The following is a 19,616-nucleotide window of genomic DNA, read 5'->3' as shown; positions in this document are numbered from 1 at the left end:
GACGTGCGAGAAATTCACCAGGGGACGGGGAATCGGATGGATGGATACGGAAGGAGGAGCGGCAGCGCCGACGCAGCAGCTTGCGCACGCGCTGCACTTGGAATGGGACTTCTTGTCCTTGTGGTCCGGCGCTTTCTCGCAATGTTCATCCGGCGCGCTTGCCGTCCCGGCAGCATCGGCTGGCGTTGCGGGCGCAGTCGCGGCAGGAGTTTGGCCAAGCACATTGCCGCTGCAGGACATGAAGGCGGCAGCTCCCCCTTGCAACGGGATGGCCGCAATCAAAATCCACAGCAAGTAACGAACAAGGAGTCGCATAGAAGCTAATAATACCGCAGTCCAAAAGAGAACAGCAAGGAAGCCACTGTAAACCTTCCCATAGGAGGAAGGTCAAGTTATTTTTGCACCCGCCCCCCCGCTGCCCTGTTCAGAGCCTCACAAACGTCAGCGTGTGCTGCGCGGGGCCGGGCAGGAAGGGCGTGGCCTTGCCGTTCACCCAGTCCGCATGGCCGGCCAGGAAGAACGGCGACAGCGGATGGCCGCTTTGCCCGCCCGGCATGTTGAAGATGCCATGCTCCTCCTTGCCCGGCGAGACCACCATGCGCTCGGACTGGCCGAACTTGCGGCCCGCCACGCGCGGCATATGGCTGTCGCCCGGCAGCTGGTCGGCCGGCGCGGTCAGCCAGCGCCGCAGCGCCGGCGCGGCCGAGGCGATCGGATGCGCGATCTCCTGCGTGTTGCGTTCGCCCCAGGTGGCCGAGGCCAGCGGCTTGCCGTCCCTGGTCAGCGCGGCCACGGCGCGGTCGATGGCGGCCAGCTGCAAGTCCTTCCAGCTGGCGTACTGCGGCGGCAGCCAGCCTGCCGGCTGCTCGTCCAGCAGGCGCGCCACCACCACCGGCCAGCGCGACGTGGCCGTGGCCATGTCGGTCTTGACGCCCAGTTTGCCCATTTCCTCACCGGCGCCGCCGTACAGCAGTTCGTACAGGGCCCACATGTACGAACGCGCAATGCGGTAGCCCACCGACTCCACGCTGGCGCGCCCGCTCCAGCTGTTGCGCAGCAGCTCGCGCGCCGCCGCGCGCTGCGCACCCTTGCTCCCCCCTGCGCCCACCGCCGCATCGTCCAGCGCGGCCAGCGCGCGCTCGCGCCAGCCCGCCATGAACAGCGCGCGGTCGTCCAGCGCCACGCTGTAGACGCCCTGCTCGCTGGTCTTGGCGCCCAGCGCCGCCACGGCGCCGCGCACCTGGTGCGCGCGCGCGCCGAGGTCGAAGCCGCCGTCGCCCAGCTTGCCGTAGTCGGCGCCCATCAGCTGCCGGCTGTTGGCGGTGGAAAGCTGGCCGTCGGCCGGGTTGCGCACGGCCGGATAGGCGTCCGGCGCCAGCAGGCCGTTCCAGCCGGCCGCCTGCGTCTCCCCCGCCAGCGGGAAGGTGGACGCCAGGCCGGGCTGCGCGCGGCGCGGCAGCGGGCCGGCGATGGTCCAGCCGATATTGCCCTTGCTGTCGCCGGCCAGGAAATTCTGCGCCGGCAGGCCGGAGCGGTTGGCCACGGCCAGCGCGTCGTCCAGCGTGGTGGCCATCTCCAGCCCGGCGGCGGCGAAGTTGACCGCGCCCTTGGCGTGCGCCACCCAGTGCACGGCGTAGCTGCGGCCGGCCACCTCGCGCACCGGTCCCAGCGAGGTTTCGCGCACGGTGAATTGTTCGGCGGCGGCGTCCTTGACGAGGATGGTTTCCCGGTGCGAGGCCGGGGTTTCCCAGCCGGCCGGCGTGCGCAGCTTGCCCGGCTGCGCGGGGTCGCTGTCCAGCGTCACCAGGTCGGCATAGTCGCCGTAGCTGTTGGTGAAGCCCCAGGCCACGTGGCCGTTGCTGCCGGCCACCACCAGCGGCACGCCGGGCAGGGTCACGCCGGCCACGCGGCGCGTGGCGCCGTGGCCGTCCGGCACCATCAGCACGGCGCGGTACCAGATGTGCGGCAGCTGGATGCCGAGGTGCATATCGTCCGCCACGATGGCGCCGCCGCCCTGGCTGCGGCTGCCCGCCACGGCCCAGTTGTTGCTGCCCACCATGCCCTGCAGTTGTGCGCCGTCGTGGCCGTCCAGCACCGCGATGCGGCTGGCGGAGGCAGCGTTGGGGGCGGCTTCCCTGCCCCACCAGCCGGGCGCCTTGTCGGGGAACGGCGCGGCCGGCGCCGGCACGGCGGCCGTGTCCAGCGGCACATCCAGCGGCACGTCCCACTGCGTGGCTTCGGGCAGCAGCACCGCCAGCTGCTCCGGCGTGGCGTGCTCCTTGAGCCAGCCGCGCGCCAGCTCGCGCGCTTCCAGGTTGCCTTGCAAATCGAAATACATGGCCCAGAACACCAGCAGCGAATCGGCCGTGCTCCAGGCGCGCGGGCCGACGCGTATCAGCGCGTACTCGAACGGCCGCGTGCCGAGGTTGTTCAAGCCGTCGTTCACGCCGGCCACGTAGCGCTCCAGCAGCTCGCGGTCGGCGGCCGGCATGGCTAGCAGCGCGGCTTCGGCGCGCGCGCGGAAACGGTGCAGGCGGTGTTCCTTGTCCAGTGGCAGCGCGCGCGCGCCGAACAGTTCGGCCAGCTCGCCGGCCGCCACGCGGCGCAGCAGGTCCATCTGGAAGTAGCGGTCCTGGGCGTGGGCGAAGCCGGTGGCGTAGGCCACGTCCTTGCGGTCGGTGCCGCTGATGGTGGGCACGCCTTGGCCGTCGCGCACCACGCTGGCGGTGCCGGACAGGCCGGCCACGCTGCGGCGGCCGTCAAGCTGCGCCAGGCTGCCGCGCAGGAAGAACCACAGCGCCAATCCCGCCGCCGCCAGCAGCAACAGCAGAGTCAGCACGATACGCTTGGCCCACTGCCCCAGTCCCGCTTTTCGCATACCTTCCCCCGTCATTAATCTCACAGGAATATTGCCAGAAGTCCAACGGGAATGGGGTGACTAATTTGTAACGCCCGGGGCACGGGCTGCGCGCGAGCTGCCGCGCATCAGCGCCTGGTAGTGGAACGCCTCGCGCAGGCTGGCGCGCAGCCCGGCCTCGTCCCACGGCTTGGTGAAGAAGCGGTAGATCTCGCCGGTGTTGATGGCGGCGATCAGCGTATCCAGTTCGGCGTAACCGGACAGGATGATGCGCACCGTGTCCGGATACAGCTGCTTCACGCGCCGCAGGAATTCGGTGCCGTTCATTTCCGGCATGCGCTGGTCGCTGATGATGACCTGCACCGGGTGCAGCGCCAGCAGGTCGAAGGCCTCGCGCGCGGTCTGCGCGGTGAGGATGGTGTAGCCGTCCACCCGCAGCATGCGCTTGAGCGCGGTCAGTACATGGGGCTCGTCGTCCAGCAGCAGCAAGGTGCGCTGCGCCGGATCGGGCGCGCCGGCCAGCGCCAGCCGGCGCCCGCTTTGCAGCAGCGTGGTGAAGGCGTCGGTGTCGAGCGGACGGCTGAAATGGTAGCCCTGGATCTCGTCGCAGCCGCAGCCGCGCAGGTAGGCCAGCTGCGCTTCGGTTTCCACGCCCTCGGCAACGATGCTGAAGCCCAGGCTGTGGCCCAGCGCGATCACCGAGCGCACGATGGCCGACACATTGGGCTGGTCCAGCATGTCGCGCACGAAGGACTGGTCTATCTTCAGGTGGCTCAGCGGCAGCAGCTTGAGCGAGGACAGGTTGGAATAGCCGGTGCCGAAATCGTCGATCGACAGCGCAATGCCCAGGCCCTTCAGGCGCGTGACCGTGGCCAGCACCTCGCCTATGCTGTGCATCATCATGCTCTCGGTCAGCTCCAGTTCCAGGAATTGCGGCGCCAGGCCGGTGTCGTGCAGCGCGGACACGATGTCGTCGGCCAGGCCGGGGTCGCGGAACTGGCGCGCCGACACGTTGACCGCCACCCGCAGCGGCGCCAGCCCGTCCCGCTGCCAGGCGCGCGCCTGCGCGCAAGCGGTGCGGATCACCCAGCGGCCGATTTCGACGATCTGCCCGGTGTCCTCGGCCACGCCGATGAAGCGGTCCGGCGACACCATGCCCAGCTTGGGATGCGGCCAGCGCAGCAGCGCCTCCATGCCGCTCAGCTCTCCCGTTTCCAGGCTCACCTTGGGCTGGTAGTGCAGCCGCAGTTCCTGGCGCGGCAGCGCGTAGCGCAGCTCCATTTCGATGGCGGCGCGCTCGGCCACCCGCGCCTGCATGGCCGGCTCGTAGAACTGGGCCTGGTTGCGCCCGGTTTCCTTGGCGCGGTACATGGCGATGTCGGCGTGCTTGAGCAGCACCTGGCCGTCGGTGCCGTCGGCCGGGAAGGCACTCACGCCGACGCTGCAGGTGATGGCCACCTCGGTATCGCCCAGCGGCACCGGCGCGGCCACGCTTTCCAGCACGTTCTGCAGCAGGCCTTGCGGCAGCGCCACCTCGCTGCCGCCCAGCAGCAGCAGCATGAACTCGTCGCCGCCCAGCCGCGCCACGGTGTCGCTGCCGCGCACGCAGGCGCGCAGCCGCCCGGCCACGGTGCGCAGCAGCTCGTCGCCGGCCTGGTGGCCCAGGCTGTCGTTGACCAGCTTGAAGTTGTCCAGGTCGATGAACACCACCCACACCGCGTGGTTGTAGCGGCGCGCGTAGCTGAGCGCCTGCTCCAGGCGGTCGCTGAACAGGTGGCGGTTGGGCAGCTGGGTCAGCGCGTCGTGGTTGGCCTGGTGCTCGAGCTGGGCCTGGTAATTCATCACCGCCGTCATGTCGCTCAGCACGCACACATGGTGGCTGACGCCGCCGCCGTCGCTGCCGCCCGGCCTTCGTTCGCCGTCGCCGTGCACCGGCGCCACGTGCAGCTGGCACCAGTACAGCGTGCCGTCGCGGTGGCGGCATTGCAGCAGCCGGGTGACGTCGGTGCGCGCGTTGAGCGCCGCGCGCAGCACCTCGCGCCCGTTCGCGTCGCCGCTGTCCAGCAGCGGTTCCAGCGTCCGGCCCGCCACTGCGGCCGGCGCATGGCCGGTCAGCTGGCCGAACGCCTGGTTGGCGTATTCGATGACGCTGCCCTCCGGCCCCTCCCCCGTGATGACGATGGCGCTCACGCTGGCCTCCAGCGCGCGGCCGCGCAGCGCCAGCGTCTGCTCCACCTGCTTGCGCTCGCTGATGTCCTCGATGGTGCCCAGCACGCCGATGATGTGGCCCTGCGCGTCGTGCAGCGGCAGCTTGTTGATCAGGAACCAGTGCATGCTGCCGTCGGCGAACAGCATGTGGTCTTCCTGGTTCAGGTTGGGCTGGCCGGTGTCGATGATGGTGCGGTCGTCCGCCACGATGCGCGCGGCGTTCACCGCCCACGGGAAGTCCGCGTCGCGCTTGCCGGCGATGAAAACCGGCCCGCCCACCCCGGCCGCGCGCGCGAAGGTCTCGTTGCAGCCGCGGTACACCGAGTCCAGGTCCTTCCAGAAGATCTGGTGCGGAATGTGGTTGATCACCAGCTGCTGCATTTCCCGGGACGCGTGCAGCGCCTCTTCCATGCGCAGCTTCTCGGTCACGTCGTGCGCGAACACCAGCCGCGCGGCGCGGCCGGCCAGCGTGATCGAGTGCGAGGAAATGTCCACCGTGATCAGCGTGCCGTCCTTTTTGCGGTGCTGCCAGTAGCCGGCGCGCTGCGCGCCCCGCGCGGGCGTGGCGGCCAGGTCGGCCTCCAGCCGCGCCAGCTCATGCTCGGGGCGGATGTCCTTGATGGTCATGTCGAGGAATTCCGACTCGGTGTAGCCGTAACTGTTGACGGCCGCCGCGTTCACCACCAGGAAGCGCAGCGTCACCAGGTCGTAGGCCCACATGGGGTGTGGATGGGCTTCGAACAAACGCTTGAACAGCAGCCGCGAATCGTAGGAGTCGAAGTCGCCCAGCTCGAAGTGCAGCAGCAGGTAGGTTTCCGGGCAGTTCCCGGCGGCGGGCTGGTGTTCGATCAGCAGCGACACCGGCGTAGCCTCGTCGTCCTCGCCGGCCAGTTCCATCTCGGCGCGCCAATAGCCGCAGGTGCGCGCCTCCGGCAGGCCTTCCTTGCGCACGATGCTGCCGGCCCACGGCGCATACAGCGCCGTCACCGGCATGCCCGGCCGTATCTGCTCCGAATATGCAGCGGCAAAACGGTTCACTGCCAGCACACGGCCTTGCGCGTCGGTCAGCACCGCCATGTGCGGGCGAGCACCGAACAGGCGGTTGAAGCCTGTCAGCCGCTCGTCTCCATTCTGCGGCACTTGTTCAGTGAGGACTCGGTCTGTGTGCATCTGGGCATCTGTTATTCCGGAAGTCAGCCCTATTCTAGACGAAGCCACGCCCGCGTGGCACACATACCGCACAGCGCGCCGCAGAGCGCGCCGGCTACGGCCAGGCGCCGGTGCGCAGCGAGGCCGGCGATGCGCCGTTGTCCTGCGCAAGCCAGCGCAGCGGCAAGGCCGCGCCGCGCCGGATGATGCGCTGCGGCGTAAACCGCCACAGGCGCTGGGCGCCCTCGAACGCGGCCAGGCTGGCCGCTGCCGCCGGGCCCGCCAGCAGCCCGGCCGTACCGCTCATCTGCAGCAGGCTGCCGCTGGCGAAGTCCACGAACACCAGCCCGGCGCGCGGGTTGAGCGCGATATTGCCCAGCGTGTTGAAGAACATATTGCCTTGAAAGTCGGGGACGGTCAGCCCGCCGTCCGGGTCCAGCCGCACGAAGCCGGGCTTGCCGCCGCGGTGCGACACATCCACCTGGCGCTGGCCGTCCGCCAGGTCCACGTACGTGGCCACGTAGAAGGAATCGGCGCCGCCGATCAGCGCGCGCGCCGCGTCGTCCAGCGCCGCCAGCTCTTCCGGCGCGTCCGGCGCCTGCTCGACGAAGGCGTAGTCGCGCAGCTGTATATATTGGGGGCAGTTGCCGAACGACTGCTGCACGCCGATCTCGAAGCCGGCATCGCTGCTGCGCCGCAGCACGCCGTTCATGCGGTTGCGGCGGCGCGTGTGCAGCTCGATGCCCAGCAGTCCGACCGCGTGGCCCTGTTGCATGCCTGCGTCAGCCGGGTCCAGCGGCTCGCGCGGCAGCGCCGCCTGCAAGCGCTGCGGGTCCGGCGAGTGGAGAAAACCTGGACGGCCGGCGCGCAGCGTGGCCCACGCATCGCCCGCCGCGTCCACCGCGCCGAGCACCACGAAAGGCAGCTGCGCGAAGAACTCGCGGTGCTGCTCCGGCATGAAGCCGCGCACCACCTTGCGGCCCAGCGCGTCCATGCGCTCCGCCATGCCCACCGTGCGCTGCAGGGCCACTTCGCCCGCATGCCAGGGCGATGGCGCCGTGTCTGTCAAGCCGTCCATGGCAGCCTCCTTACGCGGCCAGGCCGGCCGGCGTGGACACCATGGGTACGAAGCCCGGCAGCGCTTCGACGCGGCGCAGCCACGCGTTCACGTTCGGATAGCCCGACAGGTCCACGCTGCCTTCCGGCGCGCGCGCGATGTAGGCGTACAGCGAAACGTCGGCAATGGTGGGCGCGGCGGCGGTGGCAATCCAGCTGCGCTCCGCCAGCTGCGCGTCGATCAGGCCAAGGATGCGGTGCGCGCGCGCCACCACCTCGACCGGGTCGGCGGCGCGGCCGAACAGCGCCACCGCGCGCGCCGCAGCCGGGCCGTAGGCGATTTCACCGGCCGCCACCGACAGCCAGCGCTGCACCGCCGCCGCGCCAGCCGCATCCTCCGGCAGCCAGTCCGTGCGGCCTTCGCGCTTGGCCAGGTAGACCAGGATAGCGTTCGAATCGCTGACCACCACGCCGCCGTCCTCCAGCACCGGCAGCTGGCCGAAGCTGTTCAGTGCCAGGAAGGCCGGCGTTTTGTTCTCGCCCTTGGCGAGGTCGATATGCACCGCTTCGTGCTCCAGCCCCAGCAGGGACAGGAACAGGCGGACGCGGTGCACGTGGCCGGAGATCGGATGGGAATACAGTTTCATGATGGCTTCCTCGCAGTCGGTTTATATTGATGCAACGCCGACAGTGTGGATTATTTCACCCGCAAAGAGAACAGCCGCCAGATCTAATTCACCATTCCATTTTATGGAATAGTTGGCAGAACTTCGAACAGCAGGAACAGCGTGGACTGGGTTTTATCGAAGTTGTCGTCGGAGACGATCAGCAGGGTGTCGTGGCCGTTGGGCAGCTTGGGGCCGAAGCTCATGGCCTCGAAATTGTCCAGCCCGATGCCGAGCGTGTTCAGGTCCAGCACCAGGCGCTTGGCGGCGGGACGGTAGGCGGCGCCGGCCAGGGCGGCCACGCCGCGCACGTCGCTGGCGCCGGCGGTGTCCATCTGATACAGGCGGATGTAGCTCTTGTAGGCGCCGGCCGCGTCCTGCACGGCGGCGCGCTCCAGCACCAGCAGCCCGTGCTGGTTCACGGCCAGGATTTCGGAGATGCCGTTGTCGGCATTCCGGCCCGGTCCCGGCGCGGCGGGAATGGGGTCCATCTCGTAGGCGTACTGCGCCAGCATGCGGCCGTCGCGGTCCATGCGGGTGATGCGGGACACGCCGCCGGCGGCGGGCGTGGGCACCGGGCCGTCCTGGTACAGCGGCGCCTCCATCGACACCCACAGCGACTGGCCGTCCGGCGCGAAGCTCAGGCCTTCGAAGACCTGGTTGTCGCGCGGGCCCTTCGCTTCTTTCGAAGTGTGGAACATTTCGGGCAGCTGCGCTTCGCCCAGGTAGCCGCCGTCGCGCCGCGCGTGGCGCACGAAGGGGTCGAAGCCGCGCTTGCGGTCCCCTTCGCTGCTGTACCAGATGCTGCCGTCCAGCGGGTCGATGCGCAGGCTCTCGATGTCCGGCACGTCCCCGCTCTTGCGGGCGTCGAACTCTTTCACGCTGGGGTAGTTGCTGCCGTCGGCCTGCTTGAAATTGTCCACGGCGGTGATGTTCACGCTGCGGAATGCGCCGCCGTCGTAGTCCAGGCGCGCGGTGTAGAAGCGGGCCGGGTTGATGGCGCTGCGGTCGTCGCTGGCCAGCAGCCAGTTGCCGCTGGCAGGGTCGTAGTCGGCGCCGGACAGGCCGCCGATGGCGGTGCCCTGGAAGTCCTGCCTGAGCGGAATGCGCTGCTGGCCGATGTAGCGCAGGCTTGCGACGGTACGTTCGGCGGCGGCTGTGGTGGCGGCAGCGGCGACTGCGGGCAAGGTGCACAGCAGGCTTGCCGCGCACAGTGCGGCGGCCAGGGGACGGATCATATAACTAGCGTGGCAAAAGTGGCAAGGCCGCCATTATGCCGTATGCAACCTCTTATGCATACTGCGCAGCGCCAGCCACACGCCCGCCACCACCACCGGCACCATCACGCCGATCACCACTTCCGGGTTGCCGACCAGGCCGAGCACCTTGGCCGCCTTGGTGGAATAGCCCACCAGGCCGACCACGTAGTACGAGATGGCGGCAACGGACAGGCCTTCCACCGCCTGCTGCAGGCGCAGCTGCTGGGCCGCGCGCGCGTTCATCGACTGCAGGATCTTGCGGTTCTGCTGTTCCTGGATGATGCCCACCCGCGTGCGCAGCAGGTCATTGGTGTTGGCCACGCGCCGCGCCAGCGCTTCCTGGCGCGCCGCCAGCGCTTCGCAGGTGTTCATGGCCGGCGCCAGGCGGCGGTCCATGAATTCGCCCACGTTGGGTATGCCTTCGATGCGCACCTCGCGCAGTTCCTCGATGCGCGCGTTGACCAACCTGAAATAGGCTTTCGAGGCCGAGAAGCGGTAGCTGGTTTCCAGCGACAGCTTTTCGATGCGCGCCGCCAGGCGCGTGATCTCGCCCAGCAGCGCCTGTTCGGTGGCGCCGTCCACGCTGCCGCCGTCGGCCTGCGCGGCGTCGGTCTGCACCATGGCGCCTGCCAGTTTCACCAGCTCCGCTTCGATCGCGTTCAGCGCCGGAGCGGCCTGCTGCGCCTGCGGCAAGCCAAGCAGCGCCATCATGCGGTAGGTCTCGATCTCCAGCACCCGCTGCACCAGGCGGCCGGCCTGCTGCGCGCGCATGCCCACGTCGCGGATGATGAAACGGCTGAAGCCGTCGGACTGGATGGCGAAGTCGGTAAACAGTTCGCCGCCCTGCATCACCTGGCTGCCCGCCAGCGTGGTGCCCTCGAACACGCGCTGCAGGGTTTCCGCCGGCGCCGGGCCGCGCTCCAGCACCACGTGCGCGGCCACCATCAGGCGGCCCTGCAAGGTGAGCAGCCATTCCTGCGGCAGGTGCGTCACCGGCATCTGCTCGAAGGCCTGCTCGGTGGCCACCTCGCCGGCGGGACGGCCGGCGAAGGTGTAGGTGGAGAACTCAGTGTGGCATTCCCACTTCAGGCGGAAGCGGCCGAAGTCGTGGTAGAAGTATTTGGCGTCGCTGGCCGGGGCGGACACGCCGAAGTGCTTGCACAGCGCGCCCAGCGTGGCGTGGTGGCTGTGGCCGACCGGCGCGCCGGCGCCGTTGTCCGCGTTGCGGTAGACGGCGAAATGGGAAATCAGTTCCGGCGCTTCCAGCTTGAGGAAGGGACGCGAGTGGATCTCGGCCGCGAGCGGCACGCGCAGCGAGTGGTTCAGGCTTGAATACACGATACTCATGCAGGGACTTCCTTGGCAGCGGTACGGACGGCGCGCAGCAGCAGGTCGGCGCCGGGCGATAACAAGTGGTCTTGCTGGCGGATGATGCCGAATGCGTCCATTTTACATGGCAAGTCGATCGGCAGGATGCTGAGGATCTTCAGGTCCGCGTAGTAGCGCGCCACTTCCAGCGGCATCACGTGCAGGAAATCGGTCTGCTGCAGCAGCGGCGCCACCAGCAACATGGCGGTGGTGTCCACCACGTTGGAGGGCGGTTCCAGGCCGGCGCGGCGGAACATCATGTCGCAGCGGTGGCGCAGGATGCTGCCCGGCGGCGGCAGTATCCACGGCTGGCCGGCGATGTCGGACAGCTGCAGGTTATTCACCCCCATCAGCGGGTGGCCGGGGCGGCCCACCGCGCATGCCGGTTCCTCGGTCAGCTCCTCGTAGATCAGGCCCGAGGTGCCGTCCCGTTCCAGGATGCGGCCTATCATGAAGTCCAGGTTGCCGCGCTGGAGCATGTCGAGGAGCACGTTGCTCGGTTCGAGCTTGACGCCGATGCGCAGCAGCGGCGCCTGCTCCTTGACGCGCGCGATGGCCTTCGGCAGCAGCGACATGGCCGGCGTCATGATGACGCCCACCTCCACCTGCCCCACCAGGCCGGCCTTCAGCGCCACCACGTCGTCATGCGCCAGCGACAGGCTGGTGAGCGCCATGCGCGCGTGGCGTATCATGGTTTCGCCGTAGATGGTGGGCTCCATGCCGCGCGGCAGGCGCTCGAACAGGCGCACGTCCAGCATCTCCTCCAGGTCCTTGATCTGCTTGGACGCGGCGGGCTGTGTCATGTGCAGCGCTTCGGCTGCGCGGTGGATGTTGCGGTGCTCGTCCAGAGCGATCAGCAGCAACAGCTGGCGGGTCTTCAGACGGGCACGTAAAAACCAGTTCGGGTTGAGGGTATCCATCTATAAATCATATCATTGCCGATATCGCTACGGCGCAATATCGGCAATATGGATATCAGCCTTGACAGCCGGGGCTGGGATTCGCGGCCGGACCGGCCTCGGTCTGCGGGATAAAGCGGATGGTGCCGTCCGGGTTGTAGTGCAGCTCCTCCACCGCCGCCGAGCGGCGGAACTCGCCGCCGGTGGGCAGCTTGTCGTTGTGGTAGAAGATGTAGGACTTGCCGTTGTGCTCAATGATGGCGTGGTGGATGGTCTTCACCACCGCGTTCTTCTTCATGATCACGCCGTGGTAGGTCCACGGGCCGGTGGCGCTCGGGCCGGTGGAGTACGCGGTCTCCTCCGGGAACTCGCGCGACCAGGAGAGGTAGTAAGTGCCCTTGTGCTTGTGCAGGTAGGCCGCCTCCGTGAAGTGCGGCACCGCCACGGTCTGGATCGGGCCGTCGGCCTCGATCATGTTCTTCTTCAGCTTCACGTACTTCAGCACCTGGTTGCCCCAGTACAGATAGGCCTGGCCGTCGTCGTCGATGAAGACGGCGGGGTCGATGTCGTCCCAGGCGATATCGGTTTCCTTGGTCATGTCGTTGGTGATGATGGCGCTGCCGCGCGCATCCTTGAACGGGCCGGTCGGGCTGTCCGACACCGCCACGCCGATGGCCTTGCCCGGGATGGTCTTGTGCTCCACCGTGGAATAGAAGTAGTACTTGCCGTCGCGCTTGGTGATGTCGGCGGCCCAGGCGTCCTTCTTGGCCCAGCCGAAGGTCTGCACGTTCAGCGGCGAGCCGTGCGACTTCCAGTTCTTCATGTCGCAGCTGGAGTACACCAGCCATTCCTTCATCAGGTAGTCCTTGCCCGCTTCCTCGGCTTCGTCGCGGCCGACGTACAGGTAGACGCGGCCTTTGTCGCTCAGCGCGGCCGGGTCGGCGGTGAATTTATCCTTGAACAGCGGATTGCCCGCGTGTGCGGAGGCAGCTGCCGCCATGGAAATGGCGCAGGCCAGCAGGGACTTCTTGAACATGACTTCTCCAGTTATCAGTTATTAGTTGTTTTGCTTGGCGCCGATGGACATCAGGCGCTGTACCACGCAGAACACGAACAGCAAGGCGCCGATGACGATCTTGGTCCACCACGAGCTGAGGGTGCCGTCGAAGGCGATCAGGGTCTGGATGGCGCCCAGTATCAGCACGCCGGACAGCGCGCCGGCGATATAGCCGTAGCCGCCGCTCAGCAGCGTGCCGCCGATGACCACCGCCGCGATGGCGTCCAGCTCCGTGCCCTGCGCATGCAGGCCGTAGCCCGACAGCATGTAGAACGAGAACAGCACGCCGGCCAGCGCGGCGCAGAAGCCGCTCAGCGCGTAGATCAGCACCTTGGTGCGCCCCACGGCCAGGCCCATCATGTGCGCCGACTGCTCGTTGCCGCCGATGGCGTACACGGCGCGGCCGAAGGACGTGAAGTGCGCGGCATAGATGGCCAGGCCGAGCAGCACCAGCGCGATGACGGCGCCCGGCGACAGGAAACCGCCCAGCAGTTCGATCTGCGACTGCGACATGGCGACGAAGAACGGGTCTTCAATGGTGATGGAGTTAATGCTGATCAGGTAGCACAGGCCGCGCGCCAGGAACATGCCGGCCAGGGTGACGATGAAGGCCTGCAGCTTGAAGTAGTGGATCAGCGCGCCCTGCGCGGCGCCGAACAGCGCGCCCAGCACCAGCACCAGCGCGATCACCGCCGCCGGCGGCCAGTGGGCGCTGTTGAGCAGCCAGGCCGAGATCATGGTGGCCAGCGCCAGCACCGAGCCGACCGACAGGTCGATGCCGCCGGACAGGATGACGAAGCTCATGCCGATGGCGATCACCAGCAAGAAGGCGTTGTCGATCAGCAGGTTGAGCACCACCTGCAGCGACAGGAAACCCGGGTAGGCGGCGCCGCCGGCGGCGAACATCACCACCAGCAGGACCACCGTCACCAGGGACGTAAAGTATGGGGCGGACGTCAAGCCGCGCACTTGGGCCATCATGCTGCTTTCCTTTTCCAGATCTGCTTGAATTCCGGCGACTGCGACAGGCAGACCAGGAACACCACTACCGATTTCACCACCATGTTCACTTCCGGCGGCACGCCGAGCGAGTAGATGGTGTAGGTCAGCGTCTGGATGATGAGGGCGCCGATCATGCTGCCCGCCAGGCTGAATTTGCCGCCGGCCAGCGAGGTGCCGCCCAGCGTGACGGCGAGGATGGCGTCCAGTTCCAGCAGCAGGCCGGCGTTATTGGCGTCGGCCGATTTGATGTTGGAACTGATCATCAGCCCGGCCATGCCGGCGCAGGCCGAGCAGAACACGTAGACGAAGAAGATCAGCGCGGCGGTCTTCAAGCCGGCCAGGCGCGCGGCCACCGGGTTGATGCCGACCGCCTGGATGAACAGGCCGAGCGCCGTTTTGCGCATCAGCAGGGACACGGCCAGCACCACGGCCGCCACCACGTACAGCGAGAACGGCAGGCCGAACAGGTAGCCGCTGCCGAGGAAGAAGAACGGCTGGTAGTACACGGTGACGATCTGGCCGTCCGTCAGCAGCTGCGCCAGGCCGCGCCCGGCCACCATCAGGATCAGCGTGGCGACGATGGGCTGCAGGCCGAGCGTGGAAACCAGCAGGCCGTTCCAGGCGCCGCACAGGATGGCCGCGCCCATGGCGGCGCACAGCGCCCACAGCATCGGGGTGTTGGCTTCGTACACGGGCACGCCGTTGTGCATCACCATGGTGCCGCCGATCAGCATCGAGGCCACGGTGCCGGACAGCGCCACCACGGCGCCCACCGAAATGTCGATGCCGCGCGTGGCGATCACCAGGGTCATGCCGAGCGCCGCCAGCATCAGCGGGGCGGCGCGGTTGACGATGTCGACCAGGCTGCCGTACAGGTGGCCGTCCTTCCATTCGAGGTGGAAGAAGCCGGGGATGAAGATCAGGTCCACCAGCAGCAGCGCGAACAGCGCGGCCAGCGGCTTCATGAGTGGGTGCTGCAACAGCATGGCAAAGCTTTCAGAATTGTTGCGGGGCGCTGCGGTGGCCGCAGCCGATGCGTTCGGCGTGCTCATGCGGCCTCCCCGGCGATGGCGTGCAGCACCGTGGTGTCATCCAGCTCGCCGCGCTGGTACTCGCCGCAGGCTTTGCGGTCGCGCATGATGATCATGCGGTCGCTCACGCGCAGCACTTCCGGCAGCTCGGACGAAATGAACAGGATGGACATGCCCTTGCGGCACAGGGCGGACACGTAGTCCATGATCTCTTCCTTGGCGCGCACGTCGATGCCGCGCGTCGGCTCGTCCAGGATCATCAGCTTCGGCTCGGTGGCCAGCCAGCGCGCCAGCAGCACTTTCTGCTGGTTGCCGCCGGAAAGCGAACCGATCGGCGTTTCGATGCTGGCGGTCTTGATGCCCAGCCAATTCACGTAGTTGTTGGCCAGCTCCTGCTGGCGTTTCAGCGGAATCGCGCGCAGCATGCCCGCCTGCGCCTGCATGGCCAGGATCAGGTTCTCGCGCACCGACAGCGTCAGGATCGCGCCTTCGTGCTTGCGGTCCTCCGAGCAGAAGCCGATGCCGGCGCCGATGGCGTCGCGCGGATTGGCGAACGGCGCCGCGTTCGGGCGGCCGTCGACCATGATGCCGCCGCTGTCGGCCTTATCCGCGCCGAACAGCAGGCGCGCCAGCTCGGTGCGGCCGGAGCCCAGCAGGCCGCACAGGCCGAGCAGCTCGCCCTTGTGGATCGAGACATCGGTCGGCAGCAGCGCGCCGCGCCGGCCCAGGCCGCGCGCATCCAGCAGCACTTCCGCCGCCTGCGCTGCGTGCTGCGCAGCTCCAGCAGCGGCGGCCTGCTCCACCTCGGCAACGCGCGCGCCCTCATCGGCCGGCGCGCCTATCATCTTGTTAACCAGCGCAATGCGGGACAGCTCGCTGCAGGCGTACTCGCCTTCCAGCTGGCCGTTGCGCATCACCGTGATGCGGTCGGAGATCGCATAGGTCTGGTCCATGAAGTGCGTCACGAACAGGATCGCGATGCCCTGCCCGCGCAGGCGGCGCAGCACCGCGAACAGCAGCTGCACTTCGGCTTCGTCCAGGCTGGAGGTCGGCTCGTCGAGGATCAGCACCTTGGCGTTCACGTTCAGCGCGCGCGAAATCGCCACCATCTGCTGCACCGCCAGCGAATAGTTCGACAGCGGCTTGGCCACGTCGATATCGATCTCCATCAGCTTCAGCATGCGCGCAGCCTCGCTCTGCATGCGCTTCCAGTCGATCCGCCCCCACTTGCGCGGATAGCGGCCGATGAAGATATTCTCCGCCACCGACAGGTTCGGGCACAGGTTCACTTCCTGGTACACCGTGCTGATGCCCAGCTCCTGCGCCTCCAGCGTGGAAGACGGCCGGATCGGTTTCCCGTTCAGCAGCATGGTGCCGCGCTCAGGCGTGTACACGCCGGTCAGCACCTTGATCAGCGTGGACTTGCCCGCGCCGTTCTGCCCCATCAGCGTATGCACTTCGCCCGGATACAGGCGCAGGCCCGCATCGCTGAGCGCCTTCACGCCCGGGAACTCCTTGTGTATGCCGGTCAGTTCCAGGACCGGCGCAACGTCCGCAACAGTCATTTAGTACTTCCGGTTCGGGAATTCCTTGGCCGCCACTTCAGCCGGGAACACGCCCTCGTTCACCACGATGCGCTTCTGCACCGGCTTGCCGGCCTTGACGGCGGCCGCCGCTTCCATCAGCTGTGGACCCAGCAGCGGGCTGCATTCCACGGTCACGTTCAGCTTCCCGGCGATCATCGCCTCGAACGCGCCCTTCACGCCGTCGATGGAAATGATGATGATGTCCTTGCCCGGTTTCAGGCCCGCTTCCTCGATCGCCTGGATGGCGCCGATGGCCATGTCATCGTTGTGCGCGTACAGCACGTTGATGTTCTTGCCCTGCGCCTTCAGGAAGGCTTCCATCACTTCCTTGCCCTTGGCGCGGGTGAAGTCGCCGGTCTGGGTGCGGATCACTTTCAGCTTCGGATTGCCCTTGATGATTTCCTCGAAGCCGGCCTTGCGGTCGATGGCCGGGGCCGAGCCCACGGTGCCTTGCAGCTCCACGATGTTGAGCGTGGCGGCAGGCGACTTCTTGGCGTAGTCCACCAGCCAGCGGCCGGCCTTGCGGCCCTCTTCCACGAAATCGGAACCGATCAGCGTGACGTACAGGGAAGGATCGCTGACATTGACCGAGCGGTCGGTCAGGATCACCGGAATCTTGGCCGCTTTCGCTTCACGCAGCACCGTGTCCCAGCCCGACTCCACCACCGGCGAGAACGCGATGATGTCCACGCGCTGGGCGATGAAGGAGCGGATTGCCTTGACCTGGTTCTCCTGGCGCTGCTGCGCATCGGCGAACTTCAGCGTCACGCCGGCCTTCTTGGCGGCGTCCTTGATCGAAGCGGTGTTCGCGGTGCGCCATTCGCTTTCGGCGCCAACCTGGGAAAAACCGATCACCAGCGGCTTTTGCGCAAAGGCCGGGGTGGCCACGGTGGCGACGGAAGTAACGCAAGCGGCTACCGCCGCACCCAGGATCGTCCTGCGAGTGAAATTCATGCTGGTCTCCAATATTAGTTATGCGCTCATAGTATGAGAAAGCGCTATAGCCATCCAATTCATTTTTTAGTCGAAGCGATATCCTTTTTGATATCAATAGACCCAACCCGGTATCGATAACAAAGGTGGTCAGGCCGCCTTATGTTAGCGCAGCAGGCGCAGACCGTACAGGCCGCCCGCCATTGAGCCGGGATGGGCCACGAATTTCACGGTCAGCTTGCGGCCCTGGCCGGGCTGGCCGGCGGGAATGGCGAAGTCGCGCGTGTAGATCTCGTCGGCCGCGTCGGCCGCCAGCGTAACTGTGTGCAGCACTTCGCCGTTGACCACGATATCGAACTTGCGGCCGGCGTCGGCCTTGGCGAAGGTCAGGCGCAGTGTCCTGGCCTGGCCTTCCTTGTCGCTCAGGTCGTAGCTGAACCAGCCCTTCGCACGGCGCCAGTGGCGGCCCTTGTTGATGCCGGCGTCCGCGCCCTCGCCCTTGAAGAAGTGGTCGGACTCGGGCTGCTGCTCGCCGGGCGCCACCTGGTCCACGGTGATGGCGTCCAGCGCCAGGCGCTCGGACTCGGCGCGCGCGTTCGCGGCACGCATCACGGCCAGGTTGGCGGGCGTGGTCTGCTGCCAGTACATCATGTAGCGCGAGTCGTGCAGGCGGAAGAACGGGATGAAGCGGATGTTCTCGGCGCCCTGCCCTTGCACCAGCCCCGGTGCGCGGAAGGTGAGCGGCTGGCCCGGCACGGGCTTGAACTTGTCCAGGAAGGCCTTGCTGTCGCTGACGAACAGCGGCGCGGCCTCCAGCGGGCATACCGGCCCCTGGGCGATGTGGCCCATGCGCGAGTCGTCCGCGAAGTAGTTCAGCTTTTCGTTGGCGAAAGGCTGGGTCTTGGCGGCCAGCACGATGGGGCCGTGCAGCACCGCGTAGTAGTTGGACTTGTCCGGCATCTGTTCCAGGCGGGTCTTCATCGGCAGCTGGATCTCGACCTTGTCGCCCTTCTTCCAAGTGCGCGCGATGGAAGCGTAGTCGCCCGGCCTGGCGTCCACCTTGACGGCCTTGCCGTTGACGCGGATCTTCAGCGCGCCGGGGGCCACCCAGCCGGGATAGCGCACTTTCATCGTGAACCGGCCGTCCGACTCCAGCGTGATGCTGGTGCGGTCCTGGTCCGGGAAGCGGGTTTCCTGGCGCAGCTGGATGCCCTTGGCCTTCCAGTTCAGCGTGGACGGGATGAACAGGTTGACGAACAGCGCGTCGCCCTCGTGCGCGTAAATGAATTCGCCGTACTTGGCGTGGCTCTCGATGCCGGAACCCACGCAGCACCACATACCCTTGTCCACCTGCGAGTACACGCGGTAGTGGTTGGGACGCATCGGCGTGAAGTAGACGAAGCCGCCGGTGTCCGGCCGCTGCGAGGACAGGATGTGGTTGTACAGCGCGCGCTCGTAGTAGTCGCCGTAGCTGCCCTTCTGGTCGCCCTGGAACAGCAGCTCGGTGAGCTTGAGCATATTGTAGGTGTTGCAGGTCTCCGGGCCTTCGGTCTCGTGGACCATGGAGCTGTAGTCCTTGTCGTCGTGGAAGTGCTCCTTGACGCTGTTGCCGCCGATGGCCACGGTGCGGTGGTCATGCACGGTCTGCCAGAAGAACTGCGCGGCCTGCTGCCATTTCGGGTCGCCGGTCATGTCGCCGATGCGCTTGAAGCCGATTACTTTCGGGATCTGCGTGTTGGCGTGCAGGCCGGTGAGCTGGTCGCGGCCCTCTTCCAGCGGTTTGAGGATGGCCTGGTGCGAGAACTTGATGGCCAGGTCCAGGTATTTTTTATCGCCCGTCATCTCCGCCACCTGGGCGAAGACTTCGTTCATGCCGCCATGCTCGCTGCGCAGCATCAGCTGCATCTGCTCGGGCGTGAGGTGGGTGCTCAGCTCCAGCGCCCAGTCGGACAGGGACACCAGCATGGCCTTCGCTTCGGCATTGCCGGCCAGGCGCCAGGCGTCGTACAGGCCGGCGTACACCTTGTGCAGGTTGTACCATGGGACCCATTTGCCGTTGACGGAGAAGTTATCGGCCTGCAGCTTGCCCTGCGCGATGGCGTTCCACACGTCCTTGCCGCCCGGGATGCCGCCGATGTAGCCGTTGGCGTTGCTCTCCTGGCAGCGCTTCAGCTCCGCCACGAAGTAGTTCAGGCGCTTCAGCACTTCGGCGTCGCCGGTGGAGGCGTACATCAGGGCCAGCGCGGACAGGTAGTGCCCGCCCAGGTGGCCGTCAAGGCCGGTGGATTCCCAGTTGCCGTAGCTGGCGTTCTTCTGCGGCAGGCCCGCCTCGCGCAGGAAGGGAGCGAGCAGCTTGTCCGGCTCCAGTTCGAGGATGTATTTCAGGTCGGTGTTCTGGGCGTCCAGGAAGGGGCTGGGCGACAGGCGCACGTCGGACAGGGGGAACAGGTCGGCGGCGAAGGCGGTGGGGGCCGCAGTGGCCCCAATGGCTGCAGCGGCCGCGAAGGCCAGTTGCAGCGAGAGTGCGAGGCGGGACGGGCGCATGG

General features: G+C 67.2%; 13 protein-coding genes. All 13 read right to left on the bottom strand.

Translation table 11 applies throughout. The annotated features are described in order from the left end of the window. Positions 1 to 424 precede the first annotated feature (424 nt). Positions 425 to 2,878, bottom strand: coding sequence for a penicillin acylase family protein (locus tag AC56DV_RS12200; RefSeq protein WP_496314544.1), 2,454 nt, complete (start codon positions 2,876 to 2,878; stop codon positions 425 to 427). Between the two features lie 60 nt (positions 2,879 to 2,938). Next, positions 2,939 to 6,235: an EAL domain-containing protein gene (locus AC56DV_RS12195; RefSeq protein ID WP_496314543.1), complete on the bottom strand. Its 3,297-nt coding sequence runs from the start codon at positions 6,233 to 6,235 to the stop codon at positions 2,939 to 2,941. Between the two features lie 94 nt (positions 6,236 to 6,329). Further along, positions 6,330 to 7,292, bottom strand: coding sequence for a flavin-nucleotide-binding protein (locus AC56DV_RS12190; RefSeq protein ID WP_496314542.1), 963 nt, complete (start codon positions 7,290 to 7,292; stop codon positions 6,330 to 6,332). Positions 7,293 to 7,302: 10 nt separating this feature from the next. Beyond that, positions 7,303 to 7,917, bottom strand: coding sequence for a glutathione S-transferase family protein (locus AC56DV_RS12185; RefSeq protein ID WP_496314541.1), 615 nt, complete (start codon positions 7,915 to 7,917; stop codon positions 7,303 to 7,305). A gap of 101 nt (positions 7,918 to 8,018) precedes the next feature. Beyond that, the gene (locus tag AC56DV_RS12180; RefSeq protein WP_496314540.1) at positions 8,019 to 9,173 is read right to left on the bottom strand and encodes an esterase-like activity of phytase family protein; all 1,155 of its coding nucleotides are present in this window, start codon (positions 9,171 to 9,173) and stop codon (positions 8,019 to 8,021) included. A gap of 33 nt (positions 9,174 to 9,206) precedes the next feature. Continuing rightward, the gene (locus AC56DV_RS12175) at positions 9,207 to 10,541 is read right to left on the bottom strand and encodes a DUF3422 family protein (RefSeq protein ID WP_496314539.1); all 1,335 of its coding nucleotides are present in this window, start codon (positions 10,539 to 10,541) and stop codon (positions 9,207 to 9,209) included. Beyond that, entirely contained in the window at positions 10,538 to 11,482 is a 945-nt protein-coding gene (locus AC56DV_RS12170; protein ID WP_496314538.1) for a LysR family transcriptional regulator, read from the bottom strand. The genes AC56DV_RS12175 and AC56DV_RS12170 overlap by 4 nt, the downstream gene beginning before the upstream one ends. A gap of 55 nt (positions 11,483 to 11,537) precedes the next feature. Next, on the bottom strand, positions 11,538 to 12,497 hold the full coding sequence (locus tag AC56DV_RS12165) for a glycoside hydrolase family 43 protein (RefSeq protein ID WP_496314537.1): 960 nt from the start codon (positions 12,495 to 12,497) through the stop codon (positions 11,538 to 11,540). Between the two features lie 21 nt (positions 12,498 to 12,518). Beyond that, entirely contained in the window at positions 12,519 to 13,499 is a 981-nt protein-coding gene (yjfF, locus tag AC56DV_RS12160; protein ID WP_496314536.1) for a galactofuranose ABC transporter, permease protein YjfF, read from the bottom strand. Beyond that, complete coding sequence (locus tag AC56DV_RS12155; RefSeq protein ID WP_496314723.1) at positions 13,496 to 14,506, bottom strand: ABC transporter permease; 1,011 nt, start codon at positions 14,504 to 14,506, stop codon at positions 13,496 to 13,498. The genes yjfF and AC56DV_RS12155 overlap by 4 nt, the downstream gene beginning before the upstream one ends. A gap of 62 nt (positions 14,507 to 14,568) precedes the next feature. Next, the gene (locus AC56DV_RS12150) at positions 14,569 to 16,116 is read right to left on the bottom strand and encodes a sugar ABC transporter ATP-binding protein (RefSeq protein ID WP_496314535.1); all 1,548 of its coding nucleotides are present in this window, start codon (positions 16,114 to 16,116) and stop codon (positions 14,569 to 14,571) included. Beyond that, complete coding sequence (locus AC56DV_RS12145) at positions 16,117 to 17,091, bottom strand: ABC transporter substrate-binding protein (protein ID WP_496314534.1); 975 nt, start codon at positions 17,089 to 17,091, stop codon at positions 16,117 to 16,119. Between the two features lie 144 nt (positions 17,092 to 17,235). After that, a complete protein-coding gene (locus AC56DV_RS12140) occupies positions 17,236 to 19,614 on the bottom strand; it encodes a beta-L-arabinofuranosidase domain-containing protein (RefSeq protein WP_496314533.1) in 2,379 nt (792 codons plus the stop codon). Positions 19,615 to 19,616: the final 2 nt, after the last annotated feature.

The sequence above is a fragment of the Massilia sp. BGA-UO-ETr-WB1 genome, assembly GCF_059567845.1.
The sequence above is the reverse complement of the archived record's forward strand: the minus strand, read 5'-3'. Positions and strand labels throughout refer to the sequence as shown.